Annotated in this window: 22 protein-coding genes and 2 pseudogenes; 7 read left to right on the forward strand and 17 right to left on the reverse strand. The window is 61.0% G+C overall.

Annotation, left to right across the window (positions count from 1 at the left end; genetic code table 11):
- Nucleotides 1-314: 314 nt before the first annotated feature.
- The 4 genes and pseudogenes from ASB58_RS11990 to ASB58_RS20590 form a co-directional block, all read left to right on the forward strand.
- On the forward strand, nt 315-866 hold the full coding sequence (locus ASB58_RS11990) for an NUDIX hydrolase (protein ID WP_096003121.1): 552 nt from the start codon (nt 315-317) through the stop codon (nt 864-866).
- A complete protein-coding gene (locus ASB58_RS11995; RefSeq protein ID WP_096003122.1) occupies nt 863-1,351 on the forward strand; it encodes a L,D-transpeptidase family protein in 489 nt (162 codons plus the stop codon). The genes ASB58_RS11990 and ASB58_RS11995 overlap by 4 nt, the downstream gene beginning before the upstream one ends.
- Before the next feature lie 239 nt (nt 1,352-1,590).
- A pseudogene (locus tag ASB58_RS20585) lies at nt 1,591-2,268 on the forward strand (PAS domain-containing protein); the annotation flags it as partial.
- Nucleotides 2,269-2,373: 105 nt separating this feature from the next.
- Nucleotides 2,374-2,805, forward strand: a pseudogene (locus ASB58_RS20590) (methyl-accepting chemotaxis protein); the annotation flags it as partial.
- Nucleotides 2,806-2,844: 39 nt separating this feature from the next.
- Here the strand turns inward: ASB58_RS20590 and ASB58_RS12005 are convergent.
- On the reverse strand, nt 2,845-3,156 hold the full coding sequence (locus tag ASB58_RS12005; protein ID WP_118131004.1) for a YqfO family protein: 312 nt from the start codon (nt 3,154-3,156) through the stop codon (nt 2,845-2,847).
- Nucleotides 3,157-3,256: 100 nt separating this feature from the next.
- Between ASB58_RS12005 and ASB58_RS12010 the strand changes: the two genes are divergently transcribed.
- Nucleotides 3,257-3,580 carry a hypothetical protein gene (locus ASB58_RS12010; RefSeq protein ID WP_096003124.1) on the forward strand — a complete coding sequence of 108 codons (324 nt, stop codon included), beginning with the start codon at nt 3,257-3,259 and terminating at the stop codon, nt 3,578-3,580.
- On the opposite strand, the gene ASB58_RS12015 is transcribed toward ASB58_RS12010, so the two are convergent.
- Nucleotides 3,567-4,217, reverse strand: coding sequence for a TetR/AcrR family transcriptional regulator (locus tag ASB58_RS12015; RefSeq protein ID WP_118131006.1), 651 nt, complete (start codon nt 4,215-4,217; stop codon nt 3,567-3,569). The two genes, ASB58_RS12010 and ASB58_RS12015, sit on opposite strands and share 14 nt — an antisense overlap.
- 76 nt (nt 4,218-4,293) lie before the next feature.
- Between ASB58_RS12015 and ASB58_RS12020 the strand changes: the two genes are divergently transcribed.
- On the forward strand, nt 4,294-5,400 hold the full coding sequence (locus tag ASB58_RS12020) for a DUF2855 family protein (RefSeq protein WP_118131008.1): 1,107 nt from the start codon (nt 4,294-4,296) through the stop codon (nt 5,398-5,400).
- 100 nt (nt 5,401-5,500) lie between these two features.
- On the opposite strand, the gene ASB58_RS12025 is transcribed toward ASB58_RS12020, so the two are convergent.
- The 9 genes from ASB58_RS12025 to ASB58_RS12065 form a co-directional block, all read right to left on the reverse strand.
- The gene (locus ASB58_RS12025; protein WP_118131146.1) at nt 5,501-5,830 is read right to left on the reverse strand and encodes a septal ring lytic transglycosylase RlpA family protein; all 330 of its coding nucleotides are present in this window, start codon (nt 5,828-5,830) and stop codon (nt 5,501-5,503) included.
- A gap of 144 nt (nt 5,831-5,974) precedes the next feature.
- A complete protein-coding gene (locus ASB58_RS12030) occupies nt 5,975-7,141 on the reverse strand; it encodes a BamA/TamA family outer membrane protein (protein ID WP_235827288.1) in 1,167 nt (388 codons plus the stop codon).
- Nucleotides 7,141-8,202: a hypothetical protein gene (locus ASB58_RS12035; RefSeq protein ID WP_147336821.1), complete on the reverse strand. Its 1,062-nt coding sequence runs from the start codon at nt 8,200-8,202 to the stop codon at nt 7,141-7,143. The genes ASB58_RS12030 and ASB58_RS12035 overlap by 1 nt, the downstream gene beginning before the upstream one ends.
- A gap of 16 nt (nt 8,203-8,218) precedes the next feature.
- Nucleotides 8,219-9,058, reverse strand: coding sequence for a DNA ligase (locus tag ASB58_RS12040; protein ID WP_118131014.1), 840 nt, complete (start codon nt 9,056-9,058; stop codon nt 8,219-8,221).
- A 174-nt stretch (nt 9,059-9,232) separates the two neighbouring features.
- Nucleotides 9,233-9,913: an epoxyqueuosine reductase QueH gene (locus ASB58_RS12045; RefSeq protein ID WP_118131016.1), complete on the reverse strand. Its 681-nt coding sequence runs from the start codon at nt 9,911-9,913 to the stop codon at nt 9,233-9,235.
- Between the two features lie 97 nt (nt 9,914-10,010).
- Nucleotides 10,011-10,493 (reverse strand): GNAT family N-acetyltransferase, encoded by a 483-nt coding sequence (locus ASB58_RS12050; RefSeq protein WP_096003129.1) that lies wholly within the window; start codon nt 10,491-10,493, stop codon nt 10,011-10,013.
- Between the two features lie 45 nt (nt 10,494-10,538).
- The gene (locus ASB58_RS12055) at nt 10,539-11,081 is read right to left on the reverse strand and encodes a GNAT family N-acetyltransferase (protein WP_118131018.1); all 543 of its coding nucleotides are present in this window, start codon (nt 11,079-11,081) and stop codon (nt 10,539-10,541) included.
- Between the two features lie 73 nt (nt 11,082-11,154).
- The gene (locus ASB58_RS12060; protein WP_118131020.1) at nt 11,155-11,583 is read right to left on the reverse strand and encodes a hypothetical protein; all 429 of its coding nucleotides are present in this window, start codon (nt 11,581-11,583) and stop codon (nt 11,155-11,157) included.
- A 1-nt stretch (nt 11,584) separates the two neighbouring features.
- Nucleotides 11,585-12,226 (reverse strand): DUF998 domain-containing protein, encoded by a 642-nt coding sequence (locus tag ASB58_RS12065; protein ID WP_118131022.1) that lies wholly within the window; start codon nt 12,224-12,226, stop codon nt 11,585-11,587.
- Between the two features lie 200 nt (nt 12,227-12,426).
- Here ASB58_RS12065 and ASB58_RS12070 point away from each other — a divergent pair, with 200 nt between their 5' ends.
- Nucleotides 12,427-12,864 carry a DUF3010 family protein gene (locus ASB58_RS12070; RefSeq protein WP_118131024.1) on the forward strand — a complete coding sequence of 146 codons (438 nt, stop codon included), beginning with the start codon at nt 12,427-12,429 and terminating at the stop codon, nt 12,862-12,864.
- A gap of 21 nt (nt 12,865-12,885) precedes the next feature.
- Here the strand turns inward: ASB58_RS12070 and ASB58_RS12075 are convergent, their stop codons facing one another.
- The 6 genes from ASB58_RS12075 to ASB58_RS12100 all read right to left on the reverse strand — a co-directional run bounded on the left by ASB58_RS12075 (nt 12,886) and on the right by ASB58_RS12100 (nt 16,189).
- Entirely contained in the window at nt 12,886-13,101 is a 216-nt protein-coding gene (locus ASB58_RS12075) for a TIGR02450 family Trp-rich protein (RefSeq protein ID WP_118131025.1), read from the reverse strand.
- Nucleotides 13,102-13,155: 54 nt separating this feature from the next.
- Nucleotides 13,156-13,638: a L,D-transpeptidase family protein gene (locus tag ASB58_RS12080; protein ID WP_235827289.1), complete on the reverse strand. Its 483-nt coding sequence runs from the start codon at nt 13,636-13,638 to the stop codon at nt 13,156-13,158.
- Between the two features lie 281 nt (nt 13,639-13,919).
- Complete coding sequence (locus ASB58_RS12085) at nt 13,920-14,414, reverse strand: P-loop nucleotide/nucleoside kinase family protein (protein ID WP_118131026.1); 495 nt, start codon at nt 14,412-14,414, stop codon at nt 13,920-13,922.
- A 58-nt stretch (nt 14,415-14,472) separates the two neighbouring features.
- Nucleotides 14,473-15,093, reverse strand: coding sequence for a hypothetical protein (locus ASB58_RS12090; protein ID WP_118131027.1), 621 nt, complete (start codon nt 15,091-15,093; stop codon nt 14,473-14,475).
- Nucleotides 15,094-15,181: 88 nt separating this feature from the next.
- Nucleotides 15,182-15,634, reverse strand: coding sequence for an NUDIX hydrolase (locus tag ASB58_RS12095; protein ID WP_118131028.1), 453 nt, complete (start codon nt 15,632-15,634; stop codon nt 15,182-15,184).
- Nucleotides 15,635-15,682: 48 nt separating this feature from the next.
- Nucleotides 15,683-16,189 carry an Lcl C-terminal domain-containing protein gene (locus ASB58_RS12100; RefSeq protein WP_118131029.1) on the reverse strand — a complete coding sequence of 169 codons (507 nt, stop codon included), beginning with the start codon at nt 16,187-16,189 and terminating at the stop codon, nt 15,683-15,685.
- Nucleotides 16,190-16,237: the final 48 nt, after the last annotated feature.

Consider the following 16,237-nt stretch of genomic DNA (forward strand, 5'->3'; position numbering starts at 1 on the left):
AGGGCCGGGGCCATTTTTTTGCCATGCTGCGTTGTCGGTCGCTTATGTAGAGCGACTACGCCGCGCTTCCTCCGCCGTGCCTGGCCCCAAGATGGCCTCCGGCAAGCGGGTGAAGGAAACGTCAACAGACCCAGGCAAACGTCCTCGTTTATTTTCTCAATGATGGCATGATCACCAGGGCAGAACCAGCCGCACCACGGCGTGAATACCTGTCGATAGCACAGGCAAAGCCGATTGCGTTCTGACCCTTGCCGTCAGCCCGCCGCATCAGCAAGATAGGGCCTGACCTTTTCTTCAGACTGCCGGATAACAACATGAAGTTCTGTAGCGAGTGCGGCCAGTCGGTTACCGCACGCGTCCCCGATGGAGACACCCGTTCGCGCTTCGTCTGTGACCACTGCGAGACCATCCATTACCAGAACCCGCGTATCGTCGCCGGCTGCCTCGCCGTGCACGAGCAACAGGTGCTGCTGTGCCGCCGAGCCATCGAGCCGCGCCTGGGCTACTGGACACTGCCCGCCGGCTTTATGGAAAACGGAGAAACCACCGAGCAGGCCGCCCTGCGCGAAACCTGGGAAGAAGCCCGTGCGCGGCTGCAGTCGCAACAGCTGTACATGCTGTTCAACCTGCCCCACATCAATCAGGTGTACATGTTCTTCCGCGGCGAGCTGGCCGATCTGGACTTCAGCGCCGGCGAGGAAAGCCTCGAAGTACGGCTGTTCCACGAGGACGAGATCCCTTGGGATGAGCTCGCCTTCCCGACCATAGGCAAGACCCTGAAGCAGTACTTCATTGACCGGCAGCAACAGCACTACCCGGTACACATGCGCGACATCACCTACCGCCCCGGGCAGGTGCGCCGATGAGACTGGTCGGCCTGCTGCTCTGCTGCCTGTTCAGTGTGTCCGCGTTGGCGGCTCAACCGCCGATCGATCGCCTGCTGATCGACAAGTCGGAGCGCCGCTTGCAAATCATCAGTAACGGCGAGGTCTTGCACGAGTACCGCATATCACTGGGCCGGCAACCGGTTGGCCCCAAGCGCCAGCAGGGTGATCAGCGCACGCCCGAGGGCGTGTACAGCATTGATTGGCGGCACGAAAGCGCGCAGTACAATCTCAGCCTGCATTTGGACTACCCCAACTTGAAGGACCGCATGGCCGCCTTTGAGGCCGGCATCGAGGATCCGGGCGGCATGATCATGATCCACGGCACCCCCATCGACGAGGAATACCCTGAGTGGTACTTCAAGGGGCTGGACTGGACCAATGGCTGCATAGCCTTGGGCAACGCGGAAATGCGCGAGCTGTGGGAGCTGGTACCGGATGGCACCATCGTTGAGATCGTGCCTTGACCCATGGTCGACCAGGCTGAGTCACCTGGTCGCATTGCCCACCCGCTCTCGAAACAAGTGTGATGCAACCTAACCAAGCTTGCTCTCACGCCAAGCGGGGCGCAGACCGACCACGCGCGGCCGCCAATGGAGGTGTCATGTTTTTCAGTAGAAAGCACGAAGAAAAAATAGCTCAGCTGGAAAAGAAGTTGTTCCGCCTGGAGCAGGTGGCCGACAGCCTGAACAGGGAAATGCTGGTCATGACGCTCGATGAAGCCGGTGTCATTACCGGGCAGAACAGCAATTCGGCAAACGAGCTGGGTTATTCGCAGGACCGGGTAAGCGGCCGCAAGCTGCTCGACTTCGTGCCGGAAAATGCCCGCAGCACCCCGCACTTCAAAAGCCTGAAGGCGGCGCTGGAGAATAAAGAGCACTGGGTAGGCGCGATTCAGTTTCAGCGCGCAGAAGGCAAACAGGCTTGGCTGCGCTCCATCCTGCAGCCGATCAGGGATGAACGCCAGCAACTGCAACAGTTCACCCTGCACAGCACCGTGCTCACCCGCACCATCGAGACCTCGCGCGAGTATCAGGATCTGATTCAGGCCCTGAACCGCTCGATGGCGCTGATCGAGTTTGATCTCAAGGGCCATGTACTGCACGCCAATGACTGCTTTTTGAGCGCCATGGGCTACCGCAAAGAGGATATCATCGGCAAGCATCACCGCATTTTCTGTGATCCCGACGAAGTCAATTCCAGTGCCTATACCGCGTTCTGGGACAGACTGGGCCGCGGCGAGTGCGTATCCGACCGTTTCAAACGATTCGACCATTACGGCAACGCGGTCTGGCTGGAAGCCTCTTACAACCCGATCTTCAGCCAGGACAACGAGCTGTACAAAGTGGTCAAATTTGCGACCGTGATCACCAAGGAGATCGAGCGCGAACAGGCGGTTGCCAACGCTGCCAGTGTCGCCTTTGAGACCTCGACCCAAACCGACGCCATCGCCGACGAGGGCGCTCAGGTGATAGACAACACCCTGCAGGTCATACGCGAGCTGTCCGTGCAGATGGAGCGGGCCGGTGAGGAGATGTCGGCGCTGGACAAGCAGTCGCAACTGATCGCCAGTATCGTCCAGAGCATCAGCAGCATCGCCGACCAGACCAATCTGCTGGCCCTCAATGCCGCCATTGAAGCGGCGCGCGCGGGGGAACAGGGTCGTGGTTTCGCGGTGGTCGCCGATGAGGTGCGACAGCTGGCCCAGCGCACCAGTAAAGCCACCGAGGAAATCGTAGAGGTGGTGCAAAAAAACCAGAGTCTGACCCAATCTACCGTCACGGCTATCAAGCAGAGTCAGCAGAAGGCGCAGCAAGGCCTGGAACTGTCCAGCGAATCCGGCCGGGTCATGCATGAGATCAAGAAAGGCGCGCAGCAGGTGGTCAACGTGGTCAGTCAGTTTGCCAACCAGCTGAAGTAAATGTTGGCCAGGCAGGCTGCGCCCGATGCAGCCTGCCCGTCAGGCGATATGGGTGCGGACGTAATCGAATGCCGGCTCCTCGTATGGGTGAGCCGCTTTCAACGCCTCAATGGCCCCGGTTAGGCAGTCCCCGGCGCACAGCATCTCCACCCGGTACTCCTCAACCTGCTCGACCTGGTCCTGCATGCCCAGATGCGGGTTGCTGCCGGCCAGCGGGCGAAACTGCCCCAGCCCCGCAACCTGCCAGCAGCAACTGTCGTAGTTACCCAGGCGTCCGGCGCCAGCTGCAAACACCGCTTGTTTCACCTGTTCCAGGTGACTGACCGGCACGTAAAAGCATAATTTATACATTCGCTATCCTCCGAATAACTCCATGCCAGCGCAGCCCACGGACCGACAGCCTGGACTAGACTGGCAGCATAACAACCGCATGACCGGCAAGGAGACACCCATGACCATCGACAGCAACCGCCTGCTGCTGGAGCTCGAAAAGCTGCGCAGGGAAGTCAACCGCGAGGTGATCAATCCGGCCATTCCCGCGCTCAGCATTGAGGCCTTGAAACCCATGCTGAGCATGATCGCACAGTGCCGCAAAGACTATCTGTGCTGCCTGCTGGACATCGCCGAGCACAGCGCCGGCAAACCGCCGGGCGAAGAGCAGGTTGCCCGTTTGCGCGCCTATCGGGAAACCTACGATGAACTGGTCAACGCCGCCAACGCATTGGAGACCGCCGTTCAACGGGACTATCTGGACGTGCGCGTCAGTCGGCGCTGAGCGCTGCCGGGCTGGCCAGCAGGCGCAGGCAGCAGTCCACCTGCGCGCTGACGGCTGCCTGCAGTCGCTCCGCCGGTAGCTCCACCAGCAGCGCATAGCGCCGCGCCCCCCAGACCATCAGGTGCAAGGCCTCAAGCTGCGCATCAGATGGCATCGCCGGCAGATCATCGGCAGCCTCCAGCACCCGGCGCCAGGCCTGCAGCAACTCACTGTAGGCGCGCTGCTGATGCTTGGCCTCGGCTACCACCGGTTCCAGCTCCAGCATCTGCGGATGAAACCATGCCGACTCGCCAGCCACACCGCCCAGTAACCGCACCAGGCGCGCCACCCGCTCCTGCCAGCTCAGGTCAGGCGGGGCGATAGCCTGCTCCTGAATCGCCTCCAGCATGCGCTCGATGCAATGCCGCACATAGCCCGAGTGCAATGCCTCCTTACTCGGGAAGTAATCGTACAGCGTGCCCACCGCCACGCCCGCCTCCAGCGCCACCGCTCGGGTGGTGATGCGCTCCCAGCCCTCACGCTGCCAAATCCGAACATAGGTGTCGAAAATAGCCTGCACCGTGAACTTGGCACGCGCCTGAGTCGGACGTTTGAGTGGCTTGTTACGCGGCTGTGAGGGGGTGGCTTTACTGGTCATGGAATTCCGAACCCGGTAACGAGACAGACAGGCTACAGTCATTGCACAACGGATTCACCCCCAACCGGAGTCGACCATGACCGTTATCAGCCAGTTGCAGAACAACAAGAAAGACCTCCATCAGACCCGCATCGCCACCCAGCCGCTACCCGCCCTGCAACCGGGCGAAGCGCTGCTGCGCATCGATCGTCTGGCGCTGACCACCAACAACATCACCTACGCCGCCTTTGGCGAAACGCCCCACCTGCGCTACTGGGACTTCTTCCCCACCGGCGCCGCCGAGTGGTTTCACATGCCGGCCTGGGGCTTTGCCGAAATCGTCGAGACCACCGTCGAAGGCCTGCAGGTGGGTGAGCGCTTCTACGGTTACTGGCCGATTGCCTCGCATGTGGTGATGAACCCGGTACGGGTATCGGAGCGCGGCTTCTATGACGGCATCCCCCACCGCCTGGAGCTGACTTCTGCCTACAACCAGTATCAGCGCATCAGCACCGACGCCGCCTACCGTGCTGAAGATGAAAACTATCAAATGCTGCTGCGCCCGCTGTTCATTACTTCATTTATGCTGGCCGACTTTCTGGAAGACAACGCCTTCTTCGGCGCGCGCCGCATCGTTTTCTCCAGCGCTTCCAGCAAAACCGCCTACGGCACGGCCTTCTGCCTGGAAGACAACCCGAACGTCGAGCTGATCGGCCTGACCTCCAGCGGCAACACCGAGTTCGTCGAGAAGCTGGGCTGCTACGCCCAGGCGCTGGCCTATGACGATGTCGAGCAGCTGGATGCCAGCGTGCCGACCATTTACGTCGACTTCTCCGGCAACAACGACCTGCGTAACCGCGTGCACCAGCACTTCCAGGATAACCTGGTACACAGCTGCTTTGCAGGCTCGGCGCAGAACCACGAACACCTCAGCGCCGCCGACACGCCCTCCCACGGCCCGGCCCCGCAGCCCTATTTTGCGCCCTACCAGATCAAGAAGCGCAATGCCGATTGGGGCGCCGCCGAGGTCACGCGCAAGTTCAACAAGGCGCAATTGGCATTTACCCAGCGCATCAAGAACCCCGAGCAGCCCTGGATGCTGATCAACGAGCATCACGGCCTGGAACAGGCCAAGGTACTGGTAGAGGATCTGGTTGCCGGACGGATTGATCCCAAGGCTGGCCACGCCGTTCTACTCGGCTGATCCACGCGACACATCAGCCCCGGCTCTGCGCCGGGGCCGATCCACCGCTATGCCGGGTTCAGCCAACGACGCCACCGACCCAGCCGGATGCCCACCCGCCTTACTGTATCTCGAGTCGCACCGGCAACAGTCCTTCGCGCAAACTGCCAATGCGTGTAAAGGCAGACTTGGACAGATCGATCACCCGCCCGCGCACGAAGGGACCGCGGTCGTTGATCCGCACCACCACGCTCTTGCCATTATTCAGGTTGGTTACCTTGACCCGCGTACCAAAGGGCAGGGTCTTGTGCGCTGCCGTCAACCGGTCATGGCTGTAGCGCTCACCATTGGCGGTCAGCTGATTCTGGTGCCGGTCGGCATAATAGGAGGCCTGTCCGCTCTCCACACCCGCGCCCTTGGGCAGCACGCTGCAACCGGCCATCAACAGCATCAGGGTCACTAGAACAATCCGCTTCACGGGCACATCACCTCACACAAGCCGGCCACGCCGACAACAGGCAGATAGACCGCCCGCGATCACAGAGGTTCGCCCGTAAAAAAGGGGCGCAACAGCAGGCCGCAGCATCCCCCGACGCTACCAGGCGGACCCTGCCTGAATGTAAAACGCACTGTCCTCCGGCCCTTCAGCCACATCCCCCCCCATCCAGAACCCGTATTGCTGCAACACCTGATAGCGCACGCCTGCACCGCGGTTCACGCGGGAGGAGCTGGCGCCAATATCACCCAGGGTGTCACCCGTGCGGCCAACGCCGGTGAACAGGTTGAACTTCCAGTTGGGTCGCCACTTCCAGGTCAGCTCGGCCTCGGTGACCAGCACCGCTTCCCCCTGATAGCGGGTGGCGGAGATACCACGCAAGTCGATCGACGGCAGCACGTAGGGCGGCAGGCTGCGATCGCCGGCCACCGCGTCATACTGCGCGCGCAGGGCAACATCCCAGTGCGGAGATAACTCCCAGTAATTCAGGCCATGCAGATGTAGCGCGTTGTATTCCACGTCACTGCCAATCGCCTCGTCGAAACGGCTGAGGTGGGCAACATAGTTGAATCCCGCCGTCGGCCCCAACGGGTTGTTGCGTGAGTCGTACTCCAGTACCAGCCCGAGCCCGGACGTGGTGATGTCTTTTTCCAGAAAGCGGGCCACCAGGTCCGCTGCGGCGGGCGGCACCTTGCCGGCCTCGCGCGAGGCGGTGTAGGTCGTATTTACCTCGCGATAAAGCTGACGCACGCCGGCAAACCAATTGCTGTCGTGGTAACGCATCATCAGCTGCTGAAAGACAAATGGCCCTACCAGATTCATTTCGACCGGACGCTGGAGGCTGGTCTTACCCAGCGAATAGAACTCCAGATTCAGGTCACCGTAGAGCAGGAAGCCCTTGTAACGCAGGCGATCATCCATCCAGAACCCCAGATGGCCAATGCCGGCGCCCTTGGTGCCGTTATCGGTGGCGCCTACCCCCAGCAGGGAAATATTGCTCGGCAATTGACTCGCCTGGCCGCGCTCGCGCGCCGCCGCTTCCTCGTCGGACTCATGAAACAGCAGGCCGGTTACCGCCAGACCATTGCCCACCGCGGGCTCGGTGATAATGGTCGGCACCGGCACGAAACCGCCGGGCAGCTTGGAGAGAAAACCGTTGGAATCGTAGACCCCGTCCTCGGGGTCAATGATGTAGTGGTTGTTGTTCGCCGCAGCCGCATTGAGGCTGCATACCAATAGCATTGCGCTCCAGGATACCCGCTGCATCAGTCATCCTCGACAAGGTCCTCCACCACCGTTTCGGGCCTGAGGTGCGCGGGCCAGGGGTTGCTGGATGGCACCGATACCGGCTGAGACTCTGCGGCGGGAAAGACAAACCACACGCGATAAAGCAGATCCAGTGCCCAGGCAGCCATCTGCTGTGCATCGTCATCCGGTGCACCGAAAACCTTTTGATAATAGTCGGCCAGCGCCTGTTCTGCCGGAGCGTAGTGTGCATCCAGCTTATCCAGCAGTAGCCGATGTTCCGGGGCCTGGTCAGCCCACTCTCGCAGCGCGGCATCGACCGTTGAGCGACGGTTGTAGGCAGCTGTCGCGTCCAGCGCCCAGGGCCGCTGCGCGAGGTTGCCAAGCATGTGCGCCGCCGCCAGACGAATGCGCGCCGTCGGTTGCAGGGTCCCTTCATTGAGGCCGGGGCCAAGGGCCTGATCCAGCAAGGCTGTCAGCCGCTCAACCGCCGCCGGCAATGCGCTGGCCGGTGGACGAAAGCCGAGTACACAGGCCGGCCGCGCACTGTTGGCAGAGAACACCCGCCAAGGGGCAAGAACCTGATACGGCTCCCCCAGGGTCACCAGCCACAGCCCCTGGTCACTGGTAAACACCAGCGGCGGTCGCCAGCTGTCTTCCAGCAGCAGTGCATCCGGTGCAGCGGGACTGCGCCAACGGGCCGAATAGACGTCACCCTGCCAGCCTCGGGGTTGCTGCTCGACAACCAACTGCCGGCCTTGGGCGTTCGCTTGCGTCACATAACGATCGCGCCCCTGTGCATCTGACTCATGCACAAAGACGCCGCCATGATGCAAGGGCGCGCCAGCGGAAATATCGGCCTGCAAAGCCCCCAGCTGCCAACGCCCGGCGAAAGGCTCAGGCAATACCTGCGGCGCATACAGACGTGGCGCGGTGGAGGCATACACCGCTTCCGCCAGCTGACGTGCCTGCTCACAGACCGGCTCAGCGCCCTGCGCGCCAGCGCTCCAAACGGCCAACGCCGCGCTGATCAGGACGGCACTGCGCCGCCCCCCGCTGCACCCTCTACTCCACCCCGTCATCCAGCCCCTCCTGTCATCACTCATCACTTACCGGGCGTTCGCGGAGGTACCGGGCAAAGCGCGGCATCCCGCCTGCTGTCAGTCCGTTATAGCGATAGGTTACCCGGCTGCCCAGGGCCGGCGGTGTCACACGGTCGACGTCGCTGAGGCCCGACCCCAGCCGAAACCGCCGGCCCTGTTCATCCTCGACGATCAGCGCCCCCACCTGCCCGGCGTACTTGCCCTGCCCCGCGGTGTAGCCCACCACAAACGCCTCGGCATCGTCGTGCAGCTTGTATTTCAGCAGCGCGTCGCTGCGGCCTGCGTGGTAACGCGCACTCTGGTGATGCAGCATCAACCCCTCACCGCCCAGCGCCACCACCCGCTCCAGCTCACGCGCCAGTGCGGCGCTGTTGGGCAGTCTAGACTGCTGGACTGGCAGCAGGTAGTCACTGCCGAGCGCTGTCAGCCCCGCCATGACCGCCACCCGCTCAGAGAAAGGCCCGCCGTGTTCCGGCAGGTCAAACACCATAAAGCGCACGTGCCGCCACGCCTGCTCGGGAACATCGCTGCTGCGCACCAGCGCGCTGATTTGCGCAAAGCGCCCACGCCCCAACCACAGCTCGCCGTCCATCGGATACGCTGGCCAGCCCTGGGTAAACCAGTCCGGTACTCGCACTGGATAGCCTCCGCGCGTCAACAACTGTTCGCCGTCCCAGCGCCCACGCACACCGTCCAGCTTTTCGCTGATCCAGTATTGCTCAACCGCCACCTCGTCCCGGTAGCTCTGTGCCAACTGAAGCCCCGTTTGCTGCGCCGGCGACGCCTGCACCACCAACAGCATCAACGCCAGTCCCGCCTGCTTCCAGCCTCGCATCGTGCCTCCCTGCTCCATGTTGTCTGCCTCGCAGGCAACACAAAGGCACCACGCCCTTGGGGTCAAGGCACGCGGTCACGGCATGCGAACCACTGCGCACCCGCCAAGACAACAGGTTCAGATAGCACAACACCGGCTCGGGGCCGGTGTTGGTAGAAGCACAATCGAACGGTGTCAGCTGCCGGCGTCGTCATCGCCGTAATACTGCACGCCAATGCGAATCAGATCCCGTCCCTGGGAGCGACGATGCAGGTTGCTGTCGCGCAGCGAGTAGATACAGCCGCAGTACTCCTGCTGATAAAACCGCTCGCGCTTGCTGATGTCGATCATGCGCGCGCTGCCGCCGCCCTTGCGCCAGTTGTAGTCCCAATAACGCATGGCCGGGTAGGGCTTGGTGGCGCGGTGCCCGCAATCGTTGATCTGCGCCATGTTCTTCCAGCGCGAGATACCCAGCGAACTACTGATCAGCGAGAACCCATGCTCATGGGCGTACAGGGCCGTGCGTTCAAAGCGCATGTCAAAGCACATGGTGCAGCGCACACCGCGCTCAGGTTCATGCTCCATGCCCTTGGCCCGGGCAAACCAGTTATCAGTGTCGTAATCGGCATCAATAAAGGGCACGCCATGCTGCTCGGCAAAGCGAATATTCTCCTGCTTGCGGATTTCATATTCCTTGGCCGGATGAATATTGGGGTTGTAGAAGAAGATCGCGTAGTCGATACCGGTGGCATGGATCGCCTCCATGACCTCACCGGAACAGGGCGCGCAGCACGAGTGCAGCAGCAGCCGGTCCTTATCCGGATCAAAGTCCCTCGGCAACGGCAAGGGAGTGCGTTCAAAGGTATCGCTGGTCATGAGCGCCCTCGGTAACAGGAAAATGGCCGACCATTTTCACAGAAGATGGCGCTGGCGGCCAACTTGCCGGCCCTGCACCCCGAGTACAGCGGCCGCGTTAGCCCTTGCTGAACGCCTGCAGCGCCTCACCCGCCAACTGATAGCCCACCCACTCGCTCTTGGCCTTGGCGCCGATCGACTCATAGAACCTGATGGCCGGCTCGTTCCAGTCCAGCACGCTCCATTCAAAGCGCCCGCAGCCACCGTCCACGGCAATCCGCGCCAGATGCTTGAGTAACGCCTTGCCGGCACCCCCGCCGCGATACTCGGGCGATACGTAGAGGTCTTCCAGATAGAGGCCGCGACGCCCCTGCCAGGTGGAGTAGTTGAAGAAATACACCGCAAAGCCGATTGGCTGCCCATCAGCCTCGCAGATCAGCGCACGCACGGTCGATTGCTCACCAAAGATGGACGCCTCGATATCAGACCGCGTGGCAATCACTTCCTGTTCGGCTTTTTCATAACGTGCCAGCTCGCGCACAAAATGCAGGATCAGCTCGCTGTCGGCAACGTGGGCATCTCTGATGTGTAAGGTGCTCATGGGCACTCCTGAATCGTTGGATCGAACGACGTGGCAGCGTCGCTATCAGGCGCCAGCCGGTCGCTGGCTGCGGGCCCGCCACGCCGCTCGCTCAAGCCGGTACAGGCGCACCGGGCGGTCGTGAAAGCGGTGCACAGTGTACTGCGCAAAGCCGACCTTTTCTGCCACACGGATGGACGCGATATGCGCCGGCTCAATAATCGCCACCAGCGACTCGCAGCCTTTCTCGTCGAAGGCGTACTGAGCAACAGCGCGAGCCGCCTCCGTCGCCAGTCCCTGATGCCAATAGCGCCGGGCCAGCCGATACCCCAGACTGGTCTCCTCCTCGCCATCCACCTGCTCAGCATTGATACCGCAGAAGCCCGCCAGCTCACCTGTGGCTCGCTCCTCCAGTGCCCAAGGACCAACCCCCGACTCGGCATAACAGGCCTCGCACCACGCAATAAACTGCCGGGTAGCCGCCTCGTCGCAGACACCTCGAATGGAATACTCCATCACGGCAGGGTCGCCGAGCAGGGCCGTCAAGGCCGGCAGGTCCTGCATTGAGAGCGGCCGCACCTTAAGCCGAGCGGTTTCAAATAAGTACATACCCGTTCCTGTCATGGCGGCCACTGCGGGCCGCGCGGCGGACCTCTACGCATGTGTACGGGGCGCCCTGCGTTCAAGCAGATAGCGTGCTTGCGCCCACCTGGATAAACCACTTGGGCTGCATGGCCGCAAAGTCGGTGCGCACATTGGCCGGCAGGTAGCTGGCTGAATCCAGCACCCGCATGGCGCCTTCTACCCGCTCAAACACCACCCAGTGCCAGAAGGGGCGGTCGCCCTCCCAATGGTGTTTGATCGCCAGCAACGCCATATCCGGCAAGGCTTCCCAGGACACAAAGGGCTCCTCGGTGGCCGAGACCACAAGGTCGCCCGTCGCCAGCAGACGCCGCACATACTGCGTATCCGACCACAGTGCCGGGTCTTCGGCAAAGATGCCCATGGCGTTGGCCGTGGCCTTCATCTGCGCATAACTGAGCCCCAACAGCACCGCGGACGAGGCAATACCGCAGCCGGAGGTCTGTTCTTGAATCACAGGCTGCAGCATCTCAGGTGCTCCGGGCGTTGACGGGCATCGTTCCAGGCAGGCGGGTCAGCATCCACGCCAGCGTTCCCAGCCAGATAACCGACACGCCGTAGTTGATGCGCTGATAAAGCCCAAACGCCTCACCCGACTCCACCGCGGCAGCCATCAGCGGCATGACTGCCAGCGACACAATCAGGCAAACCAGCGAGAACCAGCTGAAACCGGTCGCCCCCACGCGTTTGCGTGCCAAATATACCCACAGCAGGTTGGCCAGCGTCAGCGAGGCGAACATCACCAGCCCGGAGAGATTATGCAGCACCTGATCCGGCGACGGCTCAACCGGGTTACAGCCCGGATCACAGGCAAACAGGCCGGCGCTGATGCTTGCCAGACCATGCAGCATCAACAGCAAGCCTGAGAACTGAGCCAGACGCGCGCCCGAGAACAGGCTGACCACCGCGCCGCCAAACAGCAGAAACAGAACGCCCAGCGGGAAGTTATTGATGATGGGAGACAGTTGATGCGTTGGCGCCTCCAACGCACCCAACTCACTCATGGCCTGGTCAACATGGCTATAGCCGGGATACAGAGAGCCTGCGATCAGCACACCGCAGAACAGCCAGACGGGGATCAGCATCCCGGAGAACAACGCGTACTTCTTCATCACATCACGTCCTGTGCAGACAAAGGGGCGAGGCCGCAGCGGACATCATGCGGCCTTCGGCGGCGGCCAACACTATACCAAGCAAAAACAGAACCGGCAGCTCTGGCACAAGCCTTCTGGCCAAGCCATCAGCTCAGCAAGCGCAGCCCGCGCCGACGCCCTGCGCTATACTGCGCCGAAATCACAGAATTGGGCTTTTTATGAAAGTGTGCGGTGTTGACCTCAACAGTAACGATGCAAATCTCTGCCTGCTGTCACTGGAGGACGAGCTGTTCCAACTACCGGATTTTCGCTCGCGCCGTCTGACCTTGCCTGGCAGCCATAGCGCCAGCGACCTGCGCTATTTCCAGCAGACCTTTGCCAAACTGATGCAAGATTACCAGGTGGACAAGGTCGTGATTCGCCAGCGGCCGATGAAGGGCAAATTTGCTGGCGGCGCGGTGGGCTTCAAGCTGGAAGCGGCGATTGAACTGATAGCCGATCTGGATGTGATCATCCTGTCACCGACCGACATCAAGGAGTCCATCAAGCGCAATCCGATTGCCGTGCCCTTCACCGAAACCGGTCTCAAGGCTTATCAGGAAACCGCCTTCAACACCGCCTATGCCTACCTGATGCAGGCAAAATACGCAGATTGATCTCCGCTTGCTGGCGGCGGGTCAGGCCCAGCCCTGCCGCCAGCGCTCAGCGTTTTTCAGCTCGCGCCAGTCCATCGTGTACTGACTTTTGGTCAGCACCGCCTCCAGCAGACACGACAGCACTACGCCCTCCTCGTCGCGCTCGACCTCCACCACCATAAAATGTTTCTCGCGCTTGACCGGCGATACTGCGGTCCACTTGCTGTGCAGCAGCTTGGCTGGGTTGATTCGGTTCATGTGTTCTCCTGATAAATCGCCGGGCCAGCAGCCAGCCCGAGCACCGGTAACGCCCTACCAGCGGATGTCGATCGGCGTGCCCGGCGCGACCAGCGACATAAACTCATCCATCTCGGCATTGGTAAGCGCAATGCAGCCGTCGGTCCAGTCAAAGCGCTGCAGCACCGGCGCCAGCCAACCAAACCCGTTACGTTGCCCATGCACCATGATCAAGCCGCCGGGACTGCCCCCGCGCTCAGCCGCCTGCTGAGTGTCTGCTTCGTTTGGGTAGCTGACATGCATGGAGCGATAGTAGGAGGACGACTCGTTCTTGTAGTCCAGCACATACCGCCCCTCAGGCGTTTTCTGATCGCCTTCCTGGGTCTTGTGTCCCTGCGGCGAGCCGCCCAGCGCAATGGCATATACCGCAACAACCTGCTCGCCATCCAGCAAGCGCATCTCGCGGGCCGACTTGTCGACAACCACCTTATCCACCGCCGCCCAGCAGAGGGTGGGCAGCCCCCAAAGCAGCAGCCAGATTCCACAACGCAGCGTCACTCATTCACTCCTTAAACTCGTTGGAAGTCGGAACAGCTCCTGGCGCTCAGACACCGAAGGCAAGGGTCCTTCAGCAAAGCAAACAGCAGAACGCATTGCCGACGTGACCCGCCAGCTGGCTACCGTCCTCAACAAAACACCCACTCCACCATGATCGTGACCGATGAAGTGGCAGCGCAAGGCTGGGGCATTGACCGGCTGCCGGTGATGGCATCGAGCACGCCAGGCGCTGACATGCACCAGGCTGTCTGGCGCGGCAGGCGGGCGACCATCCAGCCTGGTCAGCTATCTGCAGCAATGACCGTGGTATTGAAGCCCTCCTCGGGCCGGGGCGCCACAAAGTGCCGGTTAACCTGCTCAAACATCTCGGCAGTGTCCGTTGTGGCTCTGTGCGGCTGCTCCTTTCGTCTCTGGGCGATATGCGCCAGGCAAGTGGCATCCGAGCGATCAATGTAAACCAACTCATGCTCGGCCTGGACCTCAGAAAAGAGCCCCTTGAACCACGCGCGCTGCGCAACCGTATTGGCTGGAAAATCCATTACCACGTTAGTGCCGGTTAACAGCATCGACTGAACCAGTTTTTTTATTTGCGGCTTCAGCCTCCCCGAATAGGTAACGTAATCGCTCAGGGTTTTAATGCTGTCCGGGTAGATGGCCGCGAGCCATTCATCTTCGGACAGCAGCACAGCGTTTCGCTCTTGGGCATATTCACGCGACCGGGTGGATTTACCTGCTCCCATCTTGCCGCAGAAAAATATCAACACACCTGATGTCATTGCCTACCTCGTCTATCTGTCATTCGCGCCACAGCCGGACTGCACGCGCCTGGCCCAGCTACTGCCCGCCGCCCATCTCAGGCTGACGCTCACAGGGCGCGAGAAATTCAGAGGACAGCTCGATACCCTCCGCGGGCCGATAAGTCCTTTGCGGCACCCAAACGGGCCCGGCATCAGAAAAACCTCCGCGCGATGGCAGCTCAACCTCAGTACCCTGGAACTCACCGCTGGTTAACACGGCTTTGACGATCAACACCCGGCCGGTTTCGCCGCGAGGATACTCATAAAGACCGGTCATGCTCAGCGTGGTGCCAACGTCCACCGGAGCAATCATGCTTCTCTGTTTCTCAAACAAGAGCGGCTTAAATAGCGTCTCATCCCACGCGCGCCTTGCCTCAAGGTACGCCTCCCAAGACTTGGGATAGTCATAGTGATAGGTGTGATGATCAACCTGGTACGGCGCTGGATCAAACCCCTGAATACCGGTGCAAAACGTGCTGTCACCAAATCCGCCGGCATCCAGATCTGCGCAACGAGCCTCATATAAGAAGGCGGGCTTGAGGGTCACAAAACAGGCTGCCAGGGTCTCAGCATTGCCGTGGTCACGACTATGATCAACCACACCAAAGGCGCAGCCACCCAGCAGCAATGCGGAAAAGGCAAGCGATAGGTATTTCATCGCAGCGCCATTAGCCGTTTGATCAGAGGCGTTCGCGTTGCATGCAACGCCTTGGCGCAAACGAAACCTCGCCCGAGTTGCTGCGTCTTCATCCCCGCCCCCTGCTGGCTAAAACAGTTTCCAGCAGATCAGGCAATATCGACGGTTTGAAAACCGCTTCGGCGCTACGCATATCGTCGAGCGACCACCAGGCCCAGCGTTGTATGGTGGTCTTTTCCTCGTCGGTCCAGCTGGCCGCAAAGACCTCATCATCGGATGTGCACTGCACGAGAAAGTACTGCTCTTGCCAAATGGCGGGCACAGACATTGCCACCGCAAATACATCCTCACGCTCCAGCACTCGCTCGCCTATCGCGCACGCTAACCCGGTTTCCTCGTAAAGCTCTCGTTTGGCAGCAGCCAGGTAGGTTTCGCCCGCTTTGAGCTCGCCACCGGCAGTCGCCCAGAAAGGCTCTACGCCATGCTCATCCTTGTATTCGAATAAGAACAGTTGATCCTTTTCATTCACGATCAGCAATCGTGAGCACTTCCTGACCTTCATTGGATTCCTCATGTCATAGCCGCCTGCACCAGGCCGGATGGCGCCAGATCACTCATCACGTACCAGGCGCACCGCCAAGGCAAACCCTTCACTGTGCGCATCGACAGCGCCGTCCACAAAATCAATGAAATAAATCAGCGACGGCATTTCTTCAAAATGGGTATCACTCCAATAGGGTGCCCCCTCTTCGAAATGGGTCACGCCGGGAAACACCGTGGCGTCAAGCGCGGGATTGGCGCATTGCGGCTCCACGATACTGTGGAGTTCGACGATAGAGGGCAGCCGCCAACCTCCCCCCATCTCCTGGGCGAACTGTTTTGCTTCATCCAGCCGCAGCAGCGCTACTTCGCCAGCGCAGCCGCCGCCCTCAGTCCAGCGCGTACCTGCACTGCACCGGCTCCAGGTCAATTTTGTCTGCTGATCGTAGGCTTCACCCGCGTTCAGTACAAAGCGCGACGCCTCCGACGGTTTGACAGCGTCTTCGTTACAGGCAGCGAAAACAGAACTGGACGCCAACAACGACACCAAGATCCAAGGTGTACTAGTTATGTTCATCACAAGGCACCTCGTATCTAGCGGCGGACGACGCCGTACAGCAGAGGC

The sequence above is a fragment of the Pseudomonas abyssi genome, from assembly GCF_003444685.1.
In the GTDB taxonomy this organism is placed as follows: domain Bacteria; phylum Pseudomonadota; class Gammaproteobacteria; order Pseudomonadales; family Pseudomonadaceae; genus Halopseudomonas; species Halopseudomonas abyssi.

Bases quoted from the DNA above. Each gene is read 5' to 3' on its own strand.
- ASB58_RS12005 (WP_118131004.1), bottom strand. From the start codon at position 3,156: ATGTATAAATTATGCTTTTACGTGCCGGTCAGTCACCTGGAACAGGTG.
- ASB58_RS12070 (WP_118131024.1), top strand. From the start codon at position 12,427: ATGAAAGTGTGCGGTGTTGACCTCAACAGTAACGATGCAAATCTCTGC.
- ASB58_RS12010 (WP_096003124.1), top strand. From the start codon at position 3,257: ATGACCATCGACAGCAACCGCCTGCTGCTGGAGCTCGAAAAGCTGCGC.
- ASB58_RS11990 (WP_096003121.1), top strand. From the start codon at position 315: ATGAAGTTCTGTAGCGAGTGCGGCCAGTCGGTTACCGCACGCGTCCCC.
- ASB58_RS12065 (WP_118131022.1), bottom strand. From the start codon at position 12,226: ATGAAGAAGTACGCGTTGTTCTCCGGGATGCTGATCCCCGTCTGGCTG.
- ASB58_RS12050 (WP_096003129.1), bottom strand. From the start codon at position 10,493: ATGAGCACCTTACACATCAGAGATGCCCACGTTGCCGACAGCGAGCTG.
- ASB58_RS12045 (WP_118131016.1), bottom strand. From the start codon at position 9,913: ATGACCAGCGATACCTTTGAACGCACTCCCTTGCCGTTGCCGAGGGAC.
- ASB58_RS12095 (WP_118131028.1), bottom strand. From the start codon at position 15,634: ATGAAGGTCAGGAAGTGCTCACGATTGCTGATCGTGAATGAAAAGGAT.
- ASB58_RS12040 (WP_118131014.1), bottom strand. From the start codon at position 9,058: ATGCGAGGCTGGAAGCAGGCGGGACTGGCGTTGATGCTGTTGGTGGTG.
- ASB58_RS12035 (WP_147336821.1), bottom strand. From the start codon at position 8,202: ATGACGGGGTGGAGTAGAGGGTGCAGCGGGGGGCGGCGCAGTGCCGTC.
- ASB58_RS12085 (WP_118131026.1), bottom strand. From the start codon at position 14,414: ATGACATCAGGTGTGTTGATATTTTTCTGCGGCAAGATGGGAGCAGGT.
- ASB58_RS12060 (WP_118131020.1), bottom strand. From the start codon at position 11,583: ATGCTGCAGCCTGTGATTCAAGAACAGACCTCCGGCTGCGGTATTGCC.
- ASB58_RS12030 (WP_235827288.1), bottom strand. From the start codon at position 7,141: ATGCAGCGGGTATCCTGGAGCGCAATGCTATTGGTATGCAGCCTCAAT.
- ASB58_RS12020 (WP_118131008.1), top strand. From the start codon at position 4,294: ATGACCGTTATCAGCCAGTTGCAGAACAACAAGAAAGACCTCCATCAG.
- ASB58_RS12090 (WP_118131027.1), bottom strand. From the start codon at position 15,093: ATGAAATACCTATCGCTTGCCTTTTCCGCATTGCTGCTGGGTGGCTGC.
- ASB58_RS12075 (WP_118131025.1), bottom strand. From the start codon at position 13,101: ATGAACCGAATCAACCCAGCCAAGCTGCTGCACAGCAAGTGGACCGCA.
- ASB58_RS12015 (WP_118131006.1), bottom strand. From the start codon at position 4,217: ATGACCAGTAAAGCCACCCCCTCACAGCCGCGTAACAAGCCACTCAAA.
- ASB58_RS12055 (WP_118131018.1), bottom strand. From the start codon at position 11,081: ATGTACTTATTTGAAACCGCTCGGCTTAAGGTGCGGCCGCTCTCAATG.
- ASB58_RS11995 (WP_096003122.1), top strand. From the start codon at position 863: ATGAGACTGGTCGGCCTGCTGCTCTGCTGCCTGTTCAGTGTGTCCGCG.
- ASB58_RS12025 (WP_118131146.1), bottom strand. From the start codon at position 5,830: ATGCTGTTGATGGCCGGTTGCAGCGTGCTGCCCAAGGGCGCGGGTGTG.
- ASB58_RS12100 (WP_118131029.1), bottom strand. From the start codon at position 16,189: ATGAACATAACTAGTACACCTTGGATCTTGGTGTCGTTGTTGGCGTCC.